The organism is Variovorax jilinensis, from assembly GCF_030316885.1.
GTDB lineage: Bacteria > Pseudomonadota > Gammaproteobacteria > Burkholderiales > Burkholderiaceae_C > Variovorax > Variovorax jilinensis.
In genome coordinates, this window is sequence record NZ_JASZYQ010000003.1 from 187,107 (window position 1) to 208,791 (window position 21,685).

The following is a 21,685-nucleotide window of genomic DNA, read 5'->3' on the forward strand; positions in this document are numbered from 1 at the left end:
CCGCGCAGCCGGCGCTCAGGAAGCGGAGGCGGCGGCGGGCCGCGCTTCGACCGCGCCCGACAGTTGGGCCCGGTACTGCGCCGGTGGCAGGCCAAACCAGCGCTTGCAGGCGCGAAAGAAGTTGCTGCTGTCGACATAGCCGAGCAGGTCGGCCACCTCGGCCAGCGAATGGCGCTCCTCGGACAGGTACTGGCGCGCAAGCTCGAAGCGCGTGCTGTCGAGCAGGGCCTGGTAGGACACGGATTCCTCCTGCAGGCGCCGCTGCAGCGTGCGCTCGGCGAGGCCGAGGCCGGCCGCCACGTCCTGCCGGCGCGGCTCGCCGCGCCCGAGACGGCGCGCGATCTCGGCGCGCACCAGGCTCGCGATGCGGGTCTGGCCGAGCTGGTCCAGCTGTTCCTCGAGCAGCTTCTCGTGCATGGCGCCGAGCGACTGGTGATGCGTGGGAATCGGGATCCGCAGATCGTCTGCCGACATGAGCAGCCGGTGCGTCGGGGCATCGAAGCGGATCGGGCAGCCGAAGGCCTCGCGGTACGGGTGGTCGTTGACGGGGCTGGGGTGCGCGAACTCGACCACCTCGGGCAGGACCTCGCGCCGCGTGAGCCACTGGCACAGCACCAGCGTGGCGAGCATGGCGTATTCGACCCGCTGGCGCGGCACCGGCAGCGTGCCGCCCGTGTGGTGGGTGCTGAGCCAGACGCCGCGCGCGTCGGGTTCCAGCGTGAAGGCGGTGGCGTCGGAGATCACGGCCATGTAGCGCTCGAGGCGCCGCAAGGCACTGCCCAGGTCGCGGCTGCAGGCCATCGCGTGGCCGACCGTGCCGGTGTTGCTGTGGGTCGCGGCCAGGCTGCGCCGCAAGCCCAGCGTGGGCTTGCCGACGCGCGCCACGGCGAGCTGCCAGAGCCGCGTGATCTGGTCCACCGGGAAGCGGGCGTCCTGCCGCTGGAGGGCCGCGCGGTCGATGCCGGCATCGCGCAGCAAGGTCGGCACGTCGAGGCCTTCGGCCTCGAACATGGCCAGCACGCCTTCGAGCCAGGCGGCAGAACTGGTGCGCGGCGCGGGGGTTTCTGAAGTCATTGCTTTGGCGCGCTTGGGATAGCGGCGATCGGAAGGGCGGTACCTAGAATTTTTTGCATCGAAGCGTCGCAGTATGAAACAGCGACCTCGGTACGGGAATTCCGAATAACCCCGGTGTGGAGACAAGATGAAAAAGAGCATCGAGACATTGCGTTCGAGCGTGGCCCTGGCGGGCTGCGCGCTGCTGACCGCCTGCGGCGGCGGTGGTTCCTCCGGCAACGGCTTCATGCTGCCGGCGGCCGCGAACGCGACGACCGCTCCGGCGACGACTGCTCCGGCAACCGCGTCCCCGGCAGACGCGACGAACGGCCCGATGGTGCGCCAGACCGCCGCCGGCAAGATCGAGGGCGTGGACGACAGCGCCCGCTCCGGCGCCTATTTCTGGAAAGGCGTGCCCTATGCCCAGCCGCCGATCGGCGCGCTTCGCTGGCGGGCGCCGGTCGAGCCCGAAGCCTGGAGCGGCGTGCGCGCCGCCGACAAGTTCGGCCATCCCTGCCTGCAGATCGGCCGGCTGTTCGGCCCGGGTGCGAACAACACCTACGACGAGACCATCGGCAGCACGCTCAACACGCCGGTCGGCAGCGAGGATTGCCTGACCCTGAACATCTGGCGACCTGCCACCACCGAGGCCCGGCTGCCGGTGCTGCTGTTCATCCACGGCGGCAGCAACATTTCGGGCTACACCGCCGATCCGCTCTATGACGGCGCCAACCTCGCCAAGGCCGCCAACGCAGTGGTGGTCACCGCGAACTACCGGCTCGGCATCCTCGGCTTCCTGAACATCGCCCAGCTGCGCCCGGGCGGCGGCGCTGCCGACGACTCGGGCAACTTCGCGCTGCTCGACAACATGGCGGCGCTGCGCTTCGTGCAGAACAACATCGAGGCCTTCGGCGGCGATCCGGGCAATGTCACCTTCTCGGGCGAATCGGCCGGCGCCAACAACGTGCTCGCGGTGATGACCTCGCCGATGGCCAAGGGGCTCTTTCATCGCGTGATCGCGATGAGCGGCGGCGTGTCGCTCGCGAGCAACCTGCCGACCGGCACGCTGCCGACGCTGTACCCGGCCACCGCGGCCGCGGCGCAGGGCCAGGCGGTGCTCGAGAATCTGCTCGTCGCGGCCGGCAAGGCGCCCGACCTGGCGGCCGCAGCCACCTACGCCCGCAGCCAGACGCCGGCGCAGATCGCCGAATTCCTGCGCGCCCAGGACGGCCCCGCCATGCTCTCCACCGTGCTGGCGAAGGGCCTCAACAGCGCCAGCCCCATCCCCGATGGCAGCGTGGTGCCGCTGGACCCGATCGCCGCGATCACGGCCGGCAACCACGTCAGGGTGCCGACCATCGTCGGCAACACGCGCGACGAGGGCAAGCTGTTCGCGGGGCTTCTGCAGCTGGTCGGCGGCAGCAAGCCGGGCTTCGTCATGGACGATGCCGCGCGCTTCACGCTGATGCGCAACTTCGACCCCGACGCGCCCACCACGCTCACGGTGGCCGACATCGTCGATTCCGTCTATCTGCCCGTGACGACGCCCGGCACCGGCTACAACGCGCGCACACAGCTGATCACCCAGGGCCTGTTCGAGGCCAACAGCCAGAGCCTGCTCGCGGCGCTCAAGAGCCAGCAGTCGAACGTCTGGCGCTACCGCTTCGACTGGGCCCAGTCGCCGGCGCCCTGGAACGACGTCCACGGGGCGGCGCATGCCTTCGACCTCGGCTTCATGTTCGGCAACTTCGGGCCGTCGCTGCTCGCCAGCGTGAGCTACAGCAAGGCCAACCGGCCTGGCCGTATCGCGCTGTCGAACGCCATGATGGCGAGCATCGGCGCCTTCATGCGCAACGGCGATCCGAACAGCGCGGCGCTGGGCGCCGACTGGAAGCCGTGGCCCTCGAAGCTGCTGCTCGACGCCAGCCCTGCGGCAGCCAGCATCACGCTGCAATGAGGGGCGCACCGGCGCCCCATCACGGGGCGTTGCCTGTGCGGGTTTCTGGCATTGCCCCGATGCCGGACATGGAGGAATCTCGCTGCCGGCGGGCAGGTTGGTTACATTGCGTCGCCCTCTCTGGTTTTAGAAGAATGTTGAACATAGGAGCTGATAGATGCTGGGTTTGATGCAAGACCAACCGTTGCTGATCTCGTCGCTGATCGAGTTCGCCGAGCGCCACCATGGCGACGCCGAAATCGTCTCGCGGCGCGTCGAAGGCGACATCCACCGCACCACGTGGCGCCAGGTCGCTTCGCGTGCGCGCCAGATCGCCAACGCGCTCGAGGAAGAGCAACTGCTCTTCAGCGACCGCATCGCCACGCTGGCCTGGAACGGCTACCGCCACCTCGAGCTCTACTACGGCGTGAGCGGCTCGGGCCGCGTGCTGCACACCATCAATCCGCGCCTGCATCCCGATCAGATCGCCTGGATCGCGAACCATGCCGAAGACCAGATCCTGTGCTTCGACCTGAGCTTCCTGCCGCTGGTGCAGGCGGTGCATGCCAAGTGCAGCACGGTGCGCAAGTGGATCGCGCTGTGCGACGCCGACAAGCTGCCGGCCGACAGCGGCATCCCGAACCTCGTGAGCTACGAGGCCTGGATGGGCCAGCGCTCCGACGTCTATGCCTGGCCCAGCTTCGACGAGAACTCGGCCTCGAGCATGTGCTACACGAGCGGCACCACTGGCAACCCGAAGGCCGCGCTCTACAGCCACCGCTCGACCCTGCTGCATGCCTACGCGGCGGCGCTGCCCGACGTCATGTGCATCTCGGCGCGCGATTCGGTGCTGCCCGTGGTGCCGATGTTCCACGTCAATGCCTGGGGCATTCCGTACTCGGCGGCGCTGGTCGGCGCCAAGCTGGTGTTCCCGGGGCCGGCGATGGACGGCAAGTCGATCTACGAACTGATCGAGGCCGAGAAGGTGAGCTTCGCGGCCGGCGTGCCGACCGTGTGGCAGATGCTGCTGGGTCACCTGCAGGCCAACAAGCTCAAGTTCTCAACCCTCAAGCGCACGGTGATCGGCGGCTCTGCCTGCCCGCCGGCCATGATCCATGCCTTCCAGGAGCTCTATGGCGTGGACGTGCTGCATGCTTGGGGCATGACCGAGATGTCGCCGCTCGGCACGCTGTGCACGCTCAAGAACAAGCACCTCGAGATGTCGCCCGAGGAGCAGACCGCGATCCGCATGAAGCAGGGTCGCGCGATCTTCGGCGTCGACATGAAGATCGTCGACGGCAACGGCGAGTCGCTGCCCTGGGACGGCAAGGCCTACGGCGACCTGCTCGTGAAGGGGCCGTGGGTGGTGAAGGAGTACTTCAAGGGCGAGGGCGGCGATCCGCTGGTGCCCGACGCAGAGGGCCGCGGCTGGTTCCCGACCGGCGACGTCGCCACCATCGATGCCGACGGCTTCCTGCAGATCACCGACCGCAGCAAGGACGTGATCAAGTCGGGCGGCGAATGGATCAGCTCGATCGACATAGAGAACATCGCGGTGGCGCATCCGGCGATCGCGATGGCGGCCTGCATCGGCGTCTTCCACCCGAAGTGGGACGAGCGCCCGATCGTGGCGGTCGTGAAGAAGCCCGGCGCCGAGGTCTCGCGCGACGAACTCATCGCCTTCTACCAGGGCAAGACGGCCAAATGGCAGATCCCCGACGACGTCGTGTTCGTGGAGGCGATTCCGCTCGGCGCCACCGGCAAGATCCTCAAGACGCGGCTGCGCGAGCAGCTGCGCGACTACAAGCTGCCGGAGGTCTGAAAAGCCGAAAACCTACCGCCGAGTAGCAACCAGGAACGAGGCGCTGTCGCATGGGTGATAGAAACCGCTGCGGCAGCTCCTTTCTTACGGGCATTCCCTGACCGGCAGGCCCACAAACGCTTGTAATCTCGCCCAGCCCCGACAAGCTCGACCCCAAGGAGACAACCTGTGAAATTCACCCTCAAGATCGCTACCGCCGCCATCCTCGTCGCCAGTGCGACCGGCGCCTTCGCCCAGAAGGGCGAAACCGTCAAGATCGCGTGGCTCGATCCGCTGTCGGGCCTGATGGCCGCCGTCGGCACGAACCAGCTCAAGACCTTCCAGTTCCTGACCGAAGAGTTCAACAAGAAGAACGCTGCGGGCGTCAAGTTCGAGATCATCGGCATCGACAACAAGCTGAGCCCGCAGGAAACCACCAGCGCGCTGCGCTCTGCGATGGACCAGGGTGCGCGCTACGTGGTGCAGGGCAACGGCTCCGGCCCGGCGCTGGCCATCATGGACGCGCTCGAGAAGAACAACGCCCGCAATCCGGGCAAGGAAGTGCTCTACCTGAACTACGCGGCGGTCGATCCCGACCTGACCAACAGCAAGTGCAGCTACTGGCACTTCCGGCTCGACGCCGACACCTCCATGAAGATGGAAGCGCTGACCACCTTCATGAAGGACCAGCCCGACGTCAAGAAGGTCTACCTGCTCAACCAGAACTACTCGCATGGCGTTCAGGTGGCCAAGTACGCCAAGGAAAACCTGGCACGCAAGCGCCCCGACGTCCAGGTCGTCGGCGAAGACCTGCACCCGCTCGCCCAGGTGCGCGACTTCGCACCGTACATCGCCAAGATCAAGGCCTCGGGCGCCGACACCGTCATCACCGGCAACTGGGGCTCCGACCTCTCGCTGCTGATCAAGGCCGCCAACGATGCCGGCCTGAACAACGTCAAGTTCTATACCTACTACGGCACCGTCAGCGGCACCCCGACCGCGATGGGCGCGGCCTCGGCCGGCAAGGTGTACATGGTCGGCTACGGCCACTACAACATGGGCGGCGACATCGAGCGCCTGAGCAAGGACTTCAACAAGAAGTTCAAGGAAGACCTCTACACCTCGGCCGCCTACACCTCGCTGCAGATGCTGGTCGACGGCTTCGTGAAGGCCAAGTCCACCGACCCGGTCAAGGTCGCGGCCGCGCTCGAGGGCATGCGCTTCAAGAGCTTCAACGGCGACGTCGAGATGCGCAAGACCGACCACCAGCTGCAGCAGGGCCTGTACGTGTCCAAGTGGGAGAAGGCGGCCGGCAAGTTCCCGATCGATGCCGAGAACACCGGCTACACCTTCGTGCCGGTCAAGTACTACGAGCCCTACGTGGCGAGCACGCCCACCACCTGCGAAATGAAGCGTCCCAGCCCCTGACGCGCTGAAGACTGAACCAGGGGCCCGAACTCCACGTTCGGGCCTTTTCTTTTTCCACCTCACCACCGAGGACCGATGAACGTCGAATTCTTCGTCATCTCGCTGCTCAACGGCGTCAGCTACGGCTTGCTGTTGTTCATGCTGAGCTCAGGCCTGACGCTGATCTTCAGCATGATGGGCGTACTCAATTTCGCCCACACCAGCTTCTACATGCTCGGCGCCTACGTGGCCTACACGCTGTCGGGCATCATCGGCTTCTGGCCGGCCCTGTTCATCGCGCCGCTTCTGGTGGGTGCGCTGGGCGCCGGCTTCGAGCGCTACAGCCTGCGCCGCGTGCACAAGTACGGCCACGTGCCCGAACTTCTCGTGACCTTCGGGCTCTCGTTCCTGATCCTCGAGGTGGTGCAGCTGGTCTGGGGCCGCTCGACCGTGCCCTATGCGCTGCCGACGCAGCTGCAGGGCCCGCTCTTCACGCTCTTCGGAACCCAGTTTCCGAAGTCGCGCTCGTTCATCATGCTGGTCGCGCTGCTGATGCTGGTGTCAGTCTGGCTGCTGCTCACGCGCACCCGCATCGGCCTCGTGATCCAGGCCGCGCTGAAGCACCCGGACATGGTCGAGGCGCTCGGCCACAACGTGCCGCGCATCTTCATGCTGGTGTTCGGCGGCGGCGCTGCGCTGGCCGGGCTGGCCGGCGTGGTCGGCGGCAACACCTATGTCACCGAGCCCGCGATGGCGGCGTCGGTCGGCTCGATCATCTTCGTGGTGGTGGTGGTCGGCGGGCTCGGCTCGCTGGCCGGCGCCTTCCTGGCGTCGCTGCTGATCGGCATCGTCCAGACCTTCGCGGTGGCCATGGACCAGTCGATGGCCGGCGGCCTGCGGGCGCTCGGCATGACGGTCAACGAAAGCACCTTCGGCTTTCCGCTGCTCTCGCTCACCATCTCCCAGGTGGCGCCCATCCTTCCCTATCTCTTCCTGGTCCTGATCCTGATCTTCAGGCCCAAGGGTTTGCTCGGCACGCGGGAAGACTGATCCGATGACGACTACACAGTACTACCGCTTCAAGCCCCTGAACCTCGGGCGCTTCTTCATCTGGTCGCTGTTCGCGATCGCGCTGATCGTGGCGCCGATGCTCTTCAAGAGCAGCCTGGCGCTCACGATGCTCTCGCAGATGGGCTACCTCATCATCATCTGCCTGAGCTACAACATCCTGCTCGGGCAGGGCGGCATGCTGAGCTTCGGCCATGCGGTCTATGTCGGGCTCGGCTCGTTCATCGCCATCCACGCGATGAACCTCGCGGGCAAGGGCAGCTGGCCGATCCCGCTGGTGCTGATCCCGGTCGTGGGCGGCCTGGCCGGCATGTTCTTCGCGATCATCCTGGGCTTCGTGACGACCAAGAAGTCGGGCACGACCTTCGCAATGATCACGCTGGGCATCGGCGAGCTGGTCGCCTCCATGGCGCTGATGTTCCCGGGCTTCTTCGGCGGCGAGGGCGGCATCACCACCGACCGCGTCTACGGCCGGCCCTTCTTCGGCCTCAACTTCGGCTCGCAGATGCAGGTGTACTACCTGATCGCGGTGTATTGCTTCGTCTGCACCGCGCTGATGTACGCCTTCACCGGCACGCCGCTCGGCCGCATGCTGAACGCGGTACGCGACAACCCCGAGCGCGTCGAGTTCATCGGCTACAACACGCAGCGCGTGCGCTACTTCGCGTTCATCATCGCGGGCTTCTTCGCCGGCATCGGCGGCGGTCTCGCGGCGATCAACTTCGAGATCGTGAACGCGGCGGACAGCCTGAACGCGATGCGCTCGGGCAGCTACCTGCTGTTCACCTTCCTGGGCGGCGCGACCTTCTTCTTCGGGCCGATCATCGGCGCGGTGCTGCTGGTGTTCGCCGCGGTGCTGCTGTCGGAGCTGTCCAAGGCCTGGCAGCTCTACTTCGGGCTGGTCTTCGTGTTCATGGTGATGTTCGCGCCGGGCGGCATCGCCAGCCTGGTGATGATGAACCTGCGCGTCGCGAAGTTCGGCAAGTTCAAGCAATTCTGGCTGCTCTACGGCGGCCTGCTGCTGGCAATGATCCCTGTGGTGATCGGTGCCGCTGCGCTCATCGAAATGATCTATCACATCCAGCTCAACTCGGCGCTCGGGCCGAACCTCCGCTTCATGGGCGCTTCGCTCGACACCTCGACACCCGGCAGCTGGATCGCTGCCTCTGCGATCCTCGTGGTCGGCCTGGCCGCACTCGAATTCATGCGACGCCGCTTCGTCCTGGCCTGGGGCACGGCCCAGGAGCAGATCGAGGCCGAGATCAAGCGGAGGGAGACGGCATGAGCGCAGCGCAGAACCGCTTCAAGCAAGCTCGCACCCCCTTGGGGGGCAGCGAGGACACGGCAGTGCCGAGCTTGGGGGCCCTATGACCCACGCACTCGAACTCAGGGCCCTGCGCAAGAATTTCGGCAAGACCGAGATCATCCGCGGCGTTGACCTGGCGGTCGAAGCCGGCGAGCGCATCGCGATCATCGGGCCCAACGGCGCCGGCAAGTCGACGCTGTTCAACCTGATCAGCGGCCGGCTCGCACCCAGCAGCGGCGAGGTGCTGCTCAACGGCGAACGCATCGACGGCAAGAAGCCGTTCGAGATCAACCGCCTCGGACTGTCGCGCAGCTTCCAGATCACGAACATCTTCCCGAAGCTCAGCGTGTTCGAGAACCTGCGCTGCGGCGTGCTCTGGAGCCTGGGCTACCGCTACAGCTTCCTGCGCTTCCTTTCGAACCTGCACGATGCCAACGAACGCACCGAGGAGCTGATCCGCCAGGTCGGCCTCGAGCGCAAGCGCGACGTGCAGGCGGTCAACCTGACCTATGCGGAGCAGCGGGCGCTCGAGATCGGCGTCACCATCGCCGGCGGCGCCAGCGTGATCCTGCTCGACGAGCCGACCGCCGGCATGAGCAAGACCGAGACCTCGCACTTCATCTCGCTCATCAAGCACGTCACGGTCGGCAAGACGCTGCTCACCGTGGAGCACGACATGGGCGTGGTGTTCGGCCTGGCCGACAAGATCGCCGTCGTGGTCTACGGCGAAGTGATCGCCTTCGACACGCCGGCTGCGGTGCGCGCCAACACGCGCGTGCAGGAGGCCTACCTGGGCTCGGCGGTCGCAGACGCGCAGGGCGGGGGACACTGAACCATGTTGAAGCTACAAGACATCCACGCCTATTACGGCAAGAGCCATGTGTTGCATGGTGTTTCATTCGACGTCGCCCCCGGCGAGATCGTCGCGCTGCTGGGTCGCAACGGCTCGGGCCGCTCGACCACCGCCAAGGCCATCATGGGCCTAGTGCATGCCGAAGGGTCGCTGCGCTGGAAGGAGCAGGACATCCTGCGCAAGAAGGCCTACGAGGTGGCCCACATGGGCATCGGCTACGTGCCGGAGAACCGCGAGATCTTCCCCAAGCTCACGGTGCACCAGAACCTGCTGCTGGGCCAGAAGGGCAAGGGGAAGGGCAGCCGATGGTCCTTCGACGACATGTACGAGATGTTCCCGCGCCTCAAGGAGCGCCAGCACACCGAGGCCGGCGTGCTCTCCGGCGGCGAGCAGCAGATGCTCACGCTGTGCCGCACGCTGATGGGCGACCCCGACCTGATCATCATCGACGAACCGACCGAGGGCCTCGCGCCCAAGATCGTCGAACTGGTGGGCCAGTACCTGCGCACGCTCAAGGACAAGGGGATCTCGGTGCTTCTGATCGAGCAGAAGCTGACGATCGCGATGCAGATCTCCGACCGCGTGCTGGTGATGGGCCACGGCAGCATCGTCTTCGACGGCACGCCGGATGGCCTCAGGGCCGATGCCACTACCCGCAAGGAGTGGCTGGAGGTTTAATTGCCTCTTGTCCCGGCAGCGACTTCCGCGCGTTGCCGGCGTGCTGGAAACGCCTAGAATTCCACAAAAAAAGAACGTCCGTGCTTTTTGAGCACGAGGGCCTGCCACCTCCCGGGGTGCGCAGGCCCCCGAACCTGTTTTTTTCGATCCTCTCCCATCCCAAAGGAACGCAGCATGACGGCTGAATACAAGGTGCTCGGCGATGTCGCCGTGATCACGCTCTCGAATCCCCCGGTCAACGGCCTCGGTTTCTCGACCCGCATCGGCATCACCGACGGCCTCTCGAAAGCCATCGACGATCCGGCCGTCAAGTCGATCGTCATCACGGGCGCCGGCAAGGCCTTCTCGGGCGGCGCCGACATCAAGGAATTCGGCACGCCCAAGGCGCTGCAGGAACCCAACCTGCTGAGCGTCATCCTCGCGCTCGAAGCCTCCACCAAGCCGATCGTGGCGGCCATCCACTCGGTCTGCATGGGCGGCGGACTCGAACTCGCGCTGGGCTGCCACTACCGCGTGGCTGCCCCCGGCACCAGCATCGCGCTGCCCGAGGTCAAGCTGGGCCTGCTGCCCGGCGCCGGTGGCACCCAACGCCTGCCGCGCGTGCTCGGCGTCGAGACCGCGCTCAACATGATCGTGAGCGGCGAGGCCGTGAAGAGCGAGATGCTCGCCGCGCTGCCGGGCCAGAAGCTGTTCGACAAGCTCGCGGCTTCGCCCGAGTCGCTGTTCGACGAGGCGGTGGCGTTCGCCAAGTCGGTGGCCGGCAAGACCGGTGATGCTCTGCCGCTGGTGCGCAACCTGCCGTGCAAGCATCCGCAAGGCGATGCCTACTTCCAGTTCGCGAAGAACATGGTCGGCGGCATGTCGAAGAACTACCCGGCGCCGCTCAAGTGCGTCGACGCGGTGCAGGCCGCCACCAAGCTCCGGTTCGACGAAGGCATGGCCGAGGAGCGCCGCCTCTTCACCGCGCTGATGTTCACGCCCGAGTCGCTCGCGCTGCGTCACCTGTTCATGGCCGAACGCGCGGCTTCGCGCATTCCCGACGTGCCCGAGGACACGCCGCAGCGCGCGATCAAGTCGGTCGGCGTGATCGGCGCCGGCACCATGGGCGGCGGCATCTCGATGAACTTCCTGAACGCGGGCATCCCGGTCAAGATCCTCGAGATGAAGCAGGAGGCGCTCGATCGCGGCGTCGCCACCATCAAGAAGAACTACGAAGCCCAGGTCAAGAAGGGCAAGCTCAAGCAGGACAAGTACGACCAGCGCATGGCGCTGCTCTCGACCACGCTGAGCTACGACGACCTCAAGGACGCCGACCTCATCATCGAGGCGGTGTTCGAGGAACTCGGCGTCAAGGAAGCCGTGTTCAAGGAACTCGACCGCGTCGCCAAGCCGGGCGCGATCCTGGCCTCCAACACCTCGACGCTCGACGTCGACAAGATCGCCGCCTTCACGAAGCGTCCGCAGGACGTGGTCGGCATGCACTTCTTCAGCCCGGCCAACGTGATGAAGCTGCTCGAGGTGGTGCGCGGCAAGGAAACCGGCAAGGACGTGCTTGCCACCGTCATGGCGATCGGAAAGAAGATCAAGAAGACCTCGGTGGTCTCGGGCGTCTGCGACGGCTTCATCGGCAACCGCATGATCGAGCAGTACTCCCGCCAGGCCGGCTTCCTGCTCGACGAGGGCGCGACGCCGCAACAGGTCGACAAGGCCATCGAGAAGTTCGGCTTCGCGATGGGCCCGTTCCGCATGGGCGACCTGGCCGGCAACGACATCGGCTGGGCGATCCGCAAGCGCCGCGCCACCGAGCGCGCCGACATGAAGTACAGCCGCACGGCCGACAAGCTCTGCGAACTGGGCCGCTTCGGCCAGAAGACCGGAGCAGGGTGGTACGACTACCAGGCCGGCAAGCGCGACGCGATCCCGAGCAAGGTCGTGCTCGACCTGATCGAGCAGCATCGCAAGGACGAAGGCATCACGCCGCGCAAGATCTCCGACGAGGAAATCGTGCAGCGCCTGGTGTTCGCCCTGGTCAACGAAGGCGCCCACATCCTGGAAGACGGCATCGCCTCCAAGTCGGGCGACATCGACATGGTCTACCTCACGGGCTACGGCTTCCCGATCTGGCGCGGCGGCCCGATGCACTACGCGAACCAGGTCGGCCTGTACAACGTGGCCGAGGCGATGAAGCGCTTCGCGAAGAACCCGCGCGATGACGCGAGCTTCTGGCAACCGGCCCCGCTGCTGCAGAAGCTGGTGGCCGAAGGCAAGCAGTTCAGCTGAACCGGAGACGAGCCGATCCATGTTGAAACGCGTTTCCCTGGTGGTTCTGCTGGCGCTGCTCGCGCTGGCAGCGGCCGTGGCGGTGAATACCTGGCGCACGCCCTCTCGACAGGTGGCCGTGGCGCCGGCGCCGGCGCTGACTGTCGATGTGCAGGCGGCCGCCCGGCGGCTGGCGGCCGCGATTCCGTTCAAGACCGTCTCGAGCCTCGAGGACGCCAAGGGCAACGCGGCCGAATTCGACAAGCTGCATGCCTACCTGGAGCAGCAGTTCCCGAAGCTGCACGCCACGCTCAAGAAGGAAGTGGTCGGCAACAAGGCGCTGCTCTACACCTGGGCCGGCAGCGACCCATCGACCAAGCCGATCGCGCTGATGGCGCATCAGGACATGGTGCCGATCGCCCCTGGCACGGAGAAGGCCTGGTCGGTCGATCCCTTCGGCGGCGTGATCCAGGACGGCTTCGTCTGGGGCCGCGGCACGCTCGACAACAAGAGCAACCTGTTCGCGCAGATGGAGGCGATCGAGCTGCTGATCGCGCAGGGCTTCCAGCCGAGGCAGACGGTCTATCTCGTCATGGGCGACGACGAGGAGGTCAGCGGCCTGCGCGGCGCGCTGCCGATCGCCGAGCTGCTCAAGTCGCGCGGCGTGCGCCTGGACTGGGTGCTCGACGAAGGCCTGCTAGTGCTCGACGGCGTGCTGCCGGGACTGAGCAAGCCTGCGGCGCTCATCGGTCTGGCCGAGAAGGGCTACGGCACCTTCTTCCTGAGCCTGGACACGGCGCCCGGACATTCGTCGATGCCGCCCGCCCACAGCGCGATCGGCAGCATGAGCGCAGCACTCGCGCGGCTCGAGGCAACGCCGATGCCCGGCGGCATCAAGGGCGTGGCGGGCCAGATGTTCGGCACGCTGGCGCCCGAGATGAGCGGCCTCAACCGCGTGCTGCTGTCGAACCTGTGGCTGACCGGGCCGCTGGTACAGGGCCAGCTCGAGAAGAGTCCGAGCAGCAACGCGATGCTGCGTACCACCACGGCGCTCACGATCGTGCGCGCCGGCAACAAGGACAACGTGCTGCCCGGTCGCGCCGAGGCGGCAGTCAACTTCCGAATCCTGCCGGGCGACAGCATCGACAGCGTCGAGAAGCATCTGCGCAGCGCGCTCGGCAACGACGCCATCCAGATCAAGCGCTACCCGGGCAATTCGGAGCCCTCGCCGGTGTCGCCGACCGACAGCACGGGCTACCGCGCGGTCGAGCTGGCGGTGAGGCAGACTTTCCCCGATGCGGTGGTCGCACCCGGCCTCATGACCGCCGCCACCGATTCGCGCCACTTCAGCCTCGTGAGCGATGCGGTCTATCGCTTCTCGCCGTTCCGCGTCAAGGGCGAGGACCTGGCGCGCTTCCATGGCAACAACGAGCGTCTCTCGATCGCCAACTACGGCGAGATGATCCAGTTCTATCACCAGCTGCTGCGCAACACGGCGCAGCCCCAGTAAGCGTCATTCCTCTTTCTCAAAGGACCTCACCATGACCCGCGCCGTCATCGTTTCCACCGCCCGCACGCCGCTCGCCAAGAGCTGGAAGGGTGCCTTCAACATGACGCACGGCGCCACGCTCGGTGGCCACGCGGTCGAGCACGCGGTCAAGCGCGCCGGCATCGACCCGGCGTCGGTCGACGACGTGATCATGGGTTGCGCCACGCCCGAAGGCGCCACCGGTTCGAACATCGCGCGCCAGATCGCACTGCGCGCCGGCCTGCCGATCACCACCTCGGGCATGACCATCAACCGCTTCTGCTCCTCGGGCCTGCAGACCATCGCCACCGCGGCCCAGCGCATCATCGCGGGCGAGGGCGATGTCTACGTGGCCGGCGGCGTCGAGAGCATCTCGTGCGTGCAGAACGAAGCCAACAAGCACATGCTGGCCGACCCCTGGCTGGTCAAGCACAAGCCCGAGATCTACTGGAACATGCTGCAGACGGCCGAGCAGGTCGCCAAGCGCTACGAGATCGGCCGCGACGCCATGGACGAATACGGCGCCGCCAGCCAGCAGAAGGCCACGGCCGCGCTCGAGGCCGGCCGCTTCAAGGACGAGATCGCCCCGATCACCGTGCTGGCCGGCGTGGCCGATGCAGTGCTGGGCCTGCGCACCAAGGAAGTCACGATCGAGAACGACGAAGGCATCCGCGCCGGCACCACCAAGGAAGGCATCAGCGGCATCCGCCCGGCCATCCCTGGCGGCCTGATCTCGGCCGGCAATGCCAGCCAGTTCTCGGACGGCGGTGGCGCCTGCGTGCTGGTCGACGAGAAGTACGCCGAGCAGAAGGGCCTGAAGCCCCTGGGCCGCTTCCTGGGCTTCGCGGTGGCGGGCTGCGAGCCCGACGAGATGGGCATCGGCCCTGTGTTCGCGATCCCGAAAGTGCTGAACCGCCTGGGCCTGAAGGTCAGCGACATCGACCTCTGGGAACTCAACGAAGCCTTCGCGGTGCAGGTCATCTACTGCCGCGACAAGCTCGGCATCCCGGGTGAACTGCTCAACGTCGACGGCGGCGCGATCGCGGTCGGCCATCCGTACGGCGTGAGCGGCCAGCGCCTCACCGGTCATGCGCTGATCGAAGGCAGGCGCCGTGGCGCCAAGAAGGTCGTCGTCACGATGTGCATCGGCGGCGGCATGGGCGCGGCCGGCGTCTTCGAAGTTCTCTGACACCAGAGCCCGAGGCCATGGCTGCGCCCGCGCAGAAGGCCACGCCCGAGCAGTTCCTGGCCATGGGGCAGGAGGTGCTCGCGAGCCAGCCCTTCAGCGTGCTGGTCGGCGCCGAGATGCACGCGCTGCGACCCGGCTTCATCGAGCTGCAACTGCCGATCGCCGACAAGCTGAAGCAGCAGCACGGCTTTGCCCATGGCGGCGCGGTGAGCTACCTGGCCGACAACGCGCTGACCTTTGCGGGCGGTACCGCGATGGGCGTGCCGGTGGTCACGGCGGAGTTCAAGATCAACTACCTGCGCCCGGCCGTCGGCGCACGCCTGGTTGCGCGCGCCCGGGCCGTGCACGTGGGCAGGTCGCAGGCGGTGTGTACCTGCGAGGTCCTCGTCCTCGACGGCGGCGAAGAGAAGCTCTGCGCCCTCGCGCAGGGCACGGTCTCTCGGCTGCCACCGGCACCGGACGCCCGGGCAGAATCCAATCTCAATCCCTAGCTGAGCGACCCACTCCATGAGCCTGCGTCCAACCCTCGACTTCCTGCTGTACGACTGGCTCCATGCCGAGTCGCTCGCCGAGCGCGACCGCTTCGCCGATCATTCGCGCGAAACCTTCGATGCGGTGCTCGACACCTGCGAGCGCATTGCGCGCGACAAGTACGCGCCGCACAACCGCATCGTCGACACGCAGGAGCCGCACTTCGACGGCGAAAAGGTGATCCTGCCGCAGGCCACGCACGATGCCCACAAGGCCTTCGTCGAGTCCGGGATGATGAGCGCAGCCCAGGACTACGACATCGGCGGCATGCAACTGCCCTACACGCTGTCGGCGGCGGCCAACAGCTTCTTCGCGATGGCCTCGGTCAGCATCGGCTCGAACATGCTCACGAGCGGCAATGCCAACCTGCTCATGGTGCACGGCAGCCCGATGCAGCAGGAGGTCTTCGCGAAGAACGAGTTCTCGGGCCGCTGGGCCGGCACGATGTGCCTGTCGGAGCCGCAGGCCGGCTCGAGCCTCAGCGACGTCGCGACCCGCGCCGTGCCCGACGGCGCCGGCTTCCAGGACGATCCGCTCGGGCCGCGCTATCGCCTGACCGGCAACAAGATGTGGATTTCGTCCGGCGACCACGAGCTGACCGAGAACATCGTGCACATCGTGCTGGCCAAGATTCCCGACGAGAACGGCAAGCTGGTTCCGGGCACGCGCGGCATCTCGCTGTTCATCGTGCCCAAGCGGATGGTCGGCACCGACGGTCAGCTCACCGGCGAGCGCAACGACGTCGCGCTGGCCGGCCTCAACCACAAGCTGGGCTGGCGCGGCACGACCAACACGCTGCTCAACTTCGGCGAAGGCAAGTACCCGGTCGACGGCAAGGCCGGCGCGGTCGGCTACCTGGTCGGCCAGCCCGGCAAGGGCCTGCACTGCATGTTCCACATGATGAACGAGGCCCGCATCGGCGTCGGCACCGCGGCGACCATGCTCGGCATGGCCGGCTACCACGCCTCGCTCGAGTACGCGAAGGGCAGGCCGCAGGGCCGTCCCGTGGGGCCGGCGGGCAAGGATCCGGCGCGCCCCCAGGTGCGCATCATCGAACACGCAGACGTCAAGCGCATGCTGCTGGCGCAGAAGGCGTACTGCGAAGGCGCGCTGGCGCTCGAGCTCTATTGCGCGCGCCTGGTCGACGAGCAGAAGACCGGCAGTGCGCAGGCAGCCGACGATGCCCGCCTGCTGCTCGAGGTGCTGACCCCGATCGCCAAGAGCTGGCCCAGCGAGTGGTGTCTCGAGGCCAATTCGCTCGCGATCCAGGTGCATGGAGGCTACGGCTACACGCGTGACTTCCCGGTCGAGCAGTACTGGCGCGACAACCGGCTCAACATGATCCACGAGGGGACCCACGGCATCCAGGGGGCCGACCTGCTGGGCCGCAAGGTGCTGATGGAGGACGGCCGCGGCCTCACGCTGCTGGCCGGCCGCGTCGCCGCGACGGTCGGTGCCGCCACCCGGGTGCCGGCGCTCGCCGCGCATGCGAGGGCGCTCGACGAGGCGCTGCAGCGCATCGGCAGCGCAACCCGCGCCGCCTGGTCCACCGGCAATCCGCAGGAGGCGCTGGCCAACGCCGTGCCCTACATGCAGGCCTTCGGCCACGTGGTGCTGGCCTGGATCTGGCTCGACCTCGCCCGCCGCTCGCTCGAGATCGACCCCGACAAGACCCTGCCCGCCACCGTGGGCCGGCTCGGTGCCACCGATTTCTTCTTCCACTACGAGCTGCCCAAGATCGGCGCCTGGCTCAACGTGGTCGAGAGCCGCGACACGACCTGCGCCAACCTGCCCGAGGAGGCCTTCTGATGGCCGATGCCAAGCCACCTTCCAAGCCGTACGCCAGGCTCGAGTCGTGGATCTGGATCCTGATCTACGGCGGCATGTTCGCGGTCATCCTCGGCCTGGTGGCCGGCCGCGTCAACGAGCCGCTCGGATGGGCCATGGCCGTGCCGGGCGTCGTGCTGGCGGTGACCGGCGTGGTGCTGATCTACGTGCGCTCGCGCCTCGGCGCCGGCAAGAATTCCGGGCAGTGACGAAGCCGTCACCGCCCGACCACCCGACAAACCCCTGACTCCGGAGACAAGATGACCGCACGCAACATCCAGAAGCTTTTCGACCTCAGCGGCAAGACCGCGCTGATCACCGGCGGTTCGCGCGGCCTCGGGCTGCAGATGGCGCATGCGCTCGGCGAGGCCGGTGCCCGCATCATGCTGAGCTCGCGCAAGGCCGACGACCTCGAGCAGGCCGCCGCCGAACTGCAGGCCGCCGGCATCGACACGCGCTGGATCGCGGCCGACTGCTCGAAGGAGGAAGACACCCGTCGCCTCGCGGACCAGACGCTCGAGCGCATGGGCGCGATCGACATCCTGGTCAACAACGCGGGCGCGAGCTGGGGCGCACCGGCCGAGGAACATCCGGTCGAGGCCTGGGACAAGGTGCTGAACCTCAACGTGCGCGGCTACTTCATCCTGGCCCAGCAGGTCGCGCGCGGCTACATGATCCCGAAGAAGTCGGGCCGCATCATCAACATCGCCTCGATCGCGGGGCTCGGCGGCAACCCGCCCGAGATGCGCACCATCGCCTACAACACCTCGAAGACCGCGGTGCTCGGCTTCACGCAGACGCTGGCCGCCGAATGGGGCCGCTACGGCATCAACGTCAACGCGATCTGTCCGGGCTTCTTCATGACCAAGCTCGCGGCCGGCCTGATCAAGTCGCTGGGCGAGGACAAGATGGCAGCCGCCGCGCCGCTCGGCCGGCTCGGCGACGACGAGGACCTCAAGGGCATCACGCTGCTCTACGCGAGCGACGCCGGCAAGCACATCACGGGCCAGTGGATGGCGGTCGATGGCGGCGTGAGCGTGGTCCGCGGCGCCTGATTCAATGACAGCCGACCTGCACCTGCGCTCCTACGTGGACCGGATTCCCTTTGCGCGCCATCTCGGCTTCGAGATCACGCGCTTCGAGGGCGGCGAATCCGAGCTGCGCTACACCGCGAAGCCCGAGCACCTGAACACCTTCGACGTCACGCACGGTGGCGCCGTCATGACCATGCTCGACATCGCGATGGCCGCCGCGGCGCGCAGCGACACGCCCGAGACCGGCGTCGTCACGATCGAGATGAAGACCACCTTCATGGCGCCCTCGGTCGGCCCGCTGATCGCGCGTGGCAAGCTCATGCATCGCACCGCGACCATGGCCTTCACCGAGGCGAGGATCTACGACGCGCAGGAACGCGTCTGCGCCCATGCCACCGGCACCTTCAAGTACGTGAAGCGCCGGCTGCCGACCGGGCCCGCGAGCGCCAACGAGATGCGCCCGCCGTCCACCGACTGACACAACCCCTACCGATCGATTCTTCAAGCCCCCCCGGAGACAGAACATGCCCACCAATCGCCAGCAGATCCTCGACAACCGCCCCGAAGGCGAAGCCGTCGCCGCCAACTTCAAGCTCGTGACGACCGAGACGCCCGCGCTGAAGGACAACCAGGTCCTCGTGCGCCACCACTTCATGAGCCTGGACCCCTACATGCGCGGACGCATGAACGATTCCAAGAGCTACGCCGTGCCGCAGCCGCTGGGCCAGGTGATGCAGGGCGGCACCGTCGGCGAGGTGGTCGAGAGCAGGCATCCCAAGTACGCGGTCGGCGACAAGGTCGTCGGCTTCGGCGGCTGGCAGGAGTACAGCGTGGTCGATGCCTCGCAGCCCGGCGCGCTCAAGAAGGTCGACACCACGCAGGTGCCGCTGTCGCACTACCTGGGCGCGGTCGGCATGCCGGGCGTGACGGCCTGGTACGGGCTGGTGAAGATCATCGCGCCGAAGGCCGGCGAGACGGTCGTGGTCACGGCCGCCAGCGGTGCGGTCGGCAGTGCCTTCGGCGCGCTGGCCAAGGCGCGCGGCTGCCGCGTGGTCGGCATCGCGGGCGGCCCCGACAAGTGCAAGTACGTCACCGACGAATTGGGCTTCGATGCCTGCATCGACTACCGCCAGCATCCCGACGTCAAGAGCATGGGCGCCGCCCTCAAGGAAGCCTGCCCCGACGGCATCGACGGCTATTTCGAGAACGTCGGCGGCTACATCTTCGATGCCGTGCTGCTGCGCACCAACGCCTTCGCGCGCATCGCGCTCTGCGGCATGATCGCCGGCTACGACGGCCAGCCGCTGCCGCTCGCGAACCCCGCTCTGTTCCTTATCAACCGGCTCAAGCTCGAAGGCTTCATCGTGAGCGAGCACATGGAAGTCTGGCCCGAGGCGCTGGCCGAGCTCGGCGGGCTGGTTGCGAGCGGCAAGCTCAAGCCGCGCGAATCGGTGGCGCAGGGCATCGAGGCGGCGCCCGACGCCTTCCTGGGCCTGCTCAAGGGCCGCAACTTCGGCAAGCAGCTGGTCAAGCTGATCTGACGCACGACGCGGAGGTTCGAGATGGACGGCACGACGACGCATGAAGTCTTCAACCAGCCGGCCCCGCTGGTCGGCTACAACCTGTTCGACACCCACCGGCCGCTGCTGGACGCGCTGAAGTTCAACGCGCCCGGGCTGCAGCTGGCGCCGCTCCGGCACCTGGGCGAGCAGCTCGGCTCGGCCGAGATGCAGACCCATGCACGCCTCGCGAACATCCACACCCCGGTGCTGCACACGCACGACCGCTTCGGGCGGCGCATCGACGAGGTCGAGTTCCATCCGAGCTATCACGCGCTGATGTCGGCCGCGGTCGGCGCCGGCCTGCACGGCACGCCGTGGGCGAAGGAGGTCGCGACGCCTCATGTGCAGCGCGCAGCCGGCTTCATGCTCTTCACCGAGCTCGAGCCCTCGATGCTGTGTCCGATCTCGATGAGCTACGCGGTCACGCCCGCGCTGCGCGACAACCCGGGCCTCTTCGCCGACTGGGGACCGAAGCTCGCGAGCCGCTGGTACGACCCGGCTCTCAAGCCCCTGGCCGACAAGCCCGGCGTGACCATGGGCATGGGCATGACCGAGAAGCAGGGCGGCTCGGACGTGCGCGCGAACACCACGCGCGCCCGCCGCGTCGACCGCGACGCCTGGGGCGAGCGCTACGAGATCACGGGCCACAAGTGGTTCTTCTCGGCTCCGATGTGCGACGCCTTCCTGGTGCTGGCGCAGACACCGGCCGGGCTCAGCTGCTTCTTCCTGCCGCGGGTGCTGCCGGACGGCAGCCGCAACGCGATCCACATCCAGCGCCTGAAGGACAAGCTCGGCAACAAGGCCAACGCGAGTTCCGAGGTCGAGTTCCATGGCGCCAGCGCCTGGCTGGTCGGCGAGGAAGGCCGCGGCATTCCGCAGATCCTCGAGATGGGCACCATGACCCGGCTCGACTGCGCGCTGGGCACCAGCGGACTGATGCGACAGGCGCTGGGCCTCGCGATGAACCACACGGCGCAGCGCCAGGCCTTCGGCCGGCCGCTGGTCGAGCAGCCGCTCATGAAGAACGTGCTGGCCGATCTCGCGCTCGAGAGCGAGGCCGCGACCGCGCTCGCGATCCGCCTGGCGCGCGCCTTCGACCGCCCCGACGATGCCCACGAGCGCCTCATGGCGCGCATCCTGACGCCGGTCGCGAAGTTCTGGATCTGCAAGCGCGGCAGCCATTTCGCCCAGGAGGCCATGGAGTGCCTGGGCGGCAACGGCTACGTGGAGGAGGGCGGCGAAGGCGTCATGGCGCGCATCTACCGCGAGATGCCGCTCAACTCGATCTGGGAAGGCGCCGGCAACATCATGGCGCTCGACCTGCTGCGCGGCCTTCGTCGCGGCGATGCGGTGGCTGCGCTGGCGCACGAACTGGCGCCGGCGCGCGGCAACGATGCGGCGCTCGACCGGCTGGCCGATGCGCTGCCGGCCCGCATCGAGGCCATGGCGACCGAGGTCGAGGCCCGCCGCCTGGCGCAGGACGTGGCGCTCGCGGTGCAGGCCGCGCTGCTGGTGCAGACCGCGCCGCCAGCGGTGGCAGGCGCCTTCTGCGCCTCGCGCCTTGGCGGCGACTGGGGCCATGCCTTCGGCACCCTGGGCTCCGGCGTTGATTTCGATTCGATCATCGCGCGTGCGCGACCCCACTGACATTCC

The 21,685-nt window shown here is 67.3% G+C and carries 18 protein-coding genes; 17 read left to right on the forward strand and 1 reads right to left on the reverse strand.

Annotated features, from left to right (window positions below; all coding sequences use genetic code 11):
* Positions 1-15: 15 nt before the first annotated feature.
* Complete coding sequence (locus QTH87_RS12395; RefSeq protein ID WP_286609330.1) at positions 16-1,074, reverse strand: AraC family transcriptional regulator; 1,059 nt, start codon at positions 1,072-1,074, stop codon at positions 16-18.
* Between the two features lie 127 nt (positions 1,075-1,201).
* Here QTH87_RS12395 and QTH87_RS12400 point away from each other — a divergent pair, with 127 nt between their 5' ends.
* The 17 genes from QTH87_RS12400 to QTH87_RS12480 all read left to right on the forward strand — a co-directional run bounded on the left by QTH87_RS12400 (position 1,202) and on the right by QTH87_RS12480 (position 21,679).
* Entirely contained in the window at positions 1,202-3,010 is a 1,809-nt protein-coding gene (locus QTH87_RS12400) for a carboxylesterase/lipase family protein (protein ID WP_286609331.1), read from the forward strand.
* Positions 3,011-3,167: 157 nt separating this feature from the next.
* Positions 3,168-4,811: a 3-(methylthio)propionyl-CoA ligase gene (locus QTH87_RS12405; RefSeq protein WP_286609332.1), complete on the forward strand. Its 1,644-nt coding sequence runs from the start codon at positions 3,168-3,170 to the stop codon at positions 4,809-4,811.
* Between the two features lie 168 nt (positions 4,812-4,979).
* Complete coding sequence (locus tag QTH87_RS12410) at positions 4,980-6,218, forward strand: branched-chain amino acid ABC transporter substrate-binding protein (protein ID WP_286609334.1); 1,239 nt, start codon at positions 4,980-4,982, stop codon at positions 6,216-6,218.
* A 75-nt stretch (positions 6,219-6,293) separates the two neighbouring features.
* Complete coding sequence (locus tag QTH87_RS12415) at positions 6,294-7,247, forward strand: branched-chain amino acid ABC transporter permease (protein ID WP_286609335.1); 954 nt, start codon at positions 6,294-6,296, stop codon at positions 7,245-7,247.
* A 4-nt stretch (positions 7,248-7,251) separates the two neighbouring features.
* A complete protein-coding gene (locus QTH87_RS12420; protein ID WP_286609336.1) occupies positions 7,252-8,550 on the forward strand; it encodes a branched-chain amino acid ABC transporter permease in 1,299 nt (432 codons plus the stop codon).
* 82 nt (positions 8,551-8,632) lie between these two features.
* On the forward strand, positions 8,633-9,403 hold the full coding sequence (locus QTH87_RS12425; protein WP_286609337.1) for an ABC transporter ATP-binding protein: 771 nt from the start codon (positions 8,633-8,635) through the stop codon (positions 9,401-9,403).
* Between the two features lie 3 nt (positions 9,404-9,406).
* Positions 9,407-10,102, forward strand: coding sequence for an ABC transporter ATP-binding protein (locus QTH87_RS12430; protein WP_286609338.1), 696 nt, complete (start codon positions 9,407-9,409; stop codon positions 10,100-10,102).
* Between the two features lie 174 nt (positions 10,103-10,276).
* Positions 10,277-12,382 carry a 3-hydroxyacyl-CoA dehydrogenase NAD-binding domain-containing protein gene (locus tag QTH87_RS12435; RefSeq protein WP_286609340.1) on the forward strand — a complete coding sequence of 702 codons (2,106 nt, stop codon included), beginning with the start codon at positions 10,277-10,279 and terminating at the stop codon, positions 12,380-12,382.
* Positions 12,312-13,871, forward strand: a complete 1,560-nt coding sequence (locus tag QTH87_RS12440) for a M20 family peptidase (protein ID WP_444812783.1) — start codon at positions 12,312-12,314, stop codon at positions 13,869-13,871. Before QTH87_RS12435 ends, QTH87_RS12440 begins: the two co-directional genes overlap by 71 nt.
* Positions 13,872-13,902: 31 nt before the next feature.
* Positions 13,903-15,078: an acetyl-CoA C-acyltransferase gene (locus QTH87_RS12445; protein WP_286609342.1), complete on the forward strand. Its 1,176-nt coding sequence runs from the start codon at positions 13,903-13,905 to the stop codon at positions 15,076-15,078.
* A gap of 17 nt (positions 15,079-15,095) precedes the next feature.
* Positions 15,096-15,569 (forward strand): PaaI family thioesterase, encoded by a 474-nt coding sequence (locus QTH87_RS12450; protein WP_286609343.1) that lies wholly within the window; start codon positions 15,096-15,098, stop codon positions 15,567-15,569.
* Positions 15,570-15,585: 16 nt separating this feature from the next.
* A complete protein-coding gene (locus QTH87_RS12455; protein WP_286609344.1) occupies positions 15,586-17,418 on the forward strand; it encodes an acyl-CoA dehydrogenase in 1,833 nt (610 codons plus the stop codon).
* Positions 17,418-17,645 (forward strand): hypothetical protein, encoded by a 228-nt coding sequence (locus QTH87_RS12460; RefSeq protein WP_286609346.1) that lies wholly within the window; start codon positions 17,418-17,420, stop codon positions 17,643-17,645. The genes QTH87_RS12455 and QTH87_RS12460 overlap by 1 nt, the downstream gene beginning before the upstream one ends.
* Before the next feature lie 51 nt (positions 17,646-17,696).
* Complete coding sequence (locus tag QTH87_RS12465) at positions 17,697-18,491, forward strand: SDR family oxidoreductase (RefSeq protein WP_286609348.1); 795 nt, start codon at positions 17,697-17,699, stop codon at positions 18,489-18,491.
* Positions 18,492-18,495: 4 nt separating this feature from the next.
* Positions 18,496-18,948, forward strand: coding sequence for a PaaI family thioesterase (locus QTH87_RS12470; RefSeq protein WP_286609350.1), 453 nt, complete (start codon positions 18,496-18,498; stop codon positions 18,946-18,948).
* A 46-nt stretch (positions 18,949-18,994) separates the two neighbouring features.
* Entirely contained in the window at positions 18,995-20,011 is a 1,017-nt protein-coding gene (locus tag QTH87_RS12475) for an NADP-dependent oxidoreductase (protein ID WP_286609352.1), read from the forward strand.
* A gap of 21 nt (positions 20,012-20,032) precedes the next feature.
* A complete protein-coding gene (locus QTH87_RS12480; RefSeq protein ID WP_286609353.1) occupies positions 20,033-21,679 on the forward strand; it encodes an isovaleryl-CoA dehydrogenase in 1,647 nt (548 codons plus the stop codon).
* Positions 21,680-21,685: the final 6 nt, after the last annotated feature.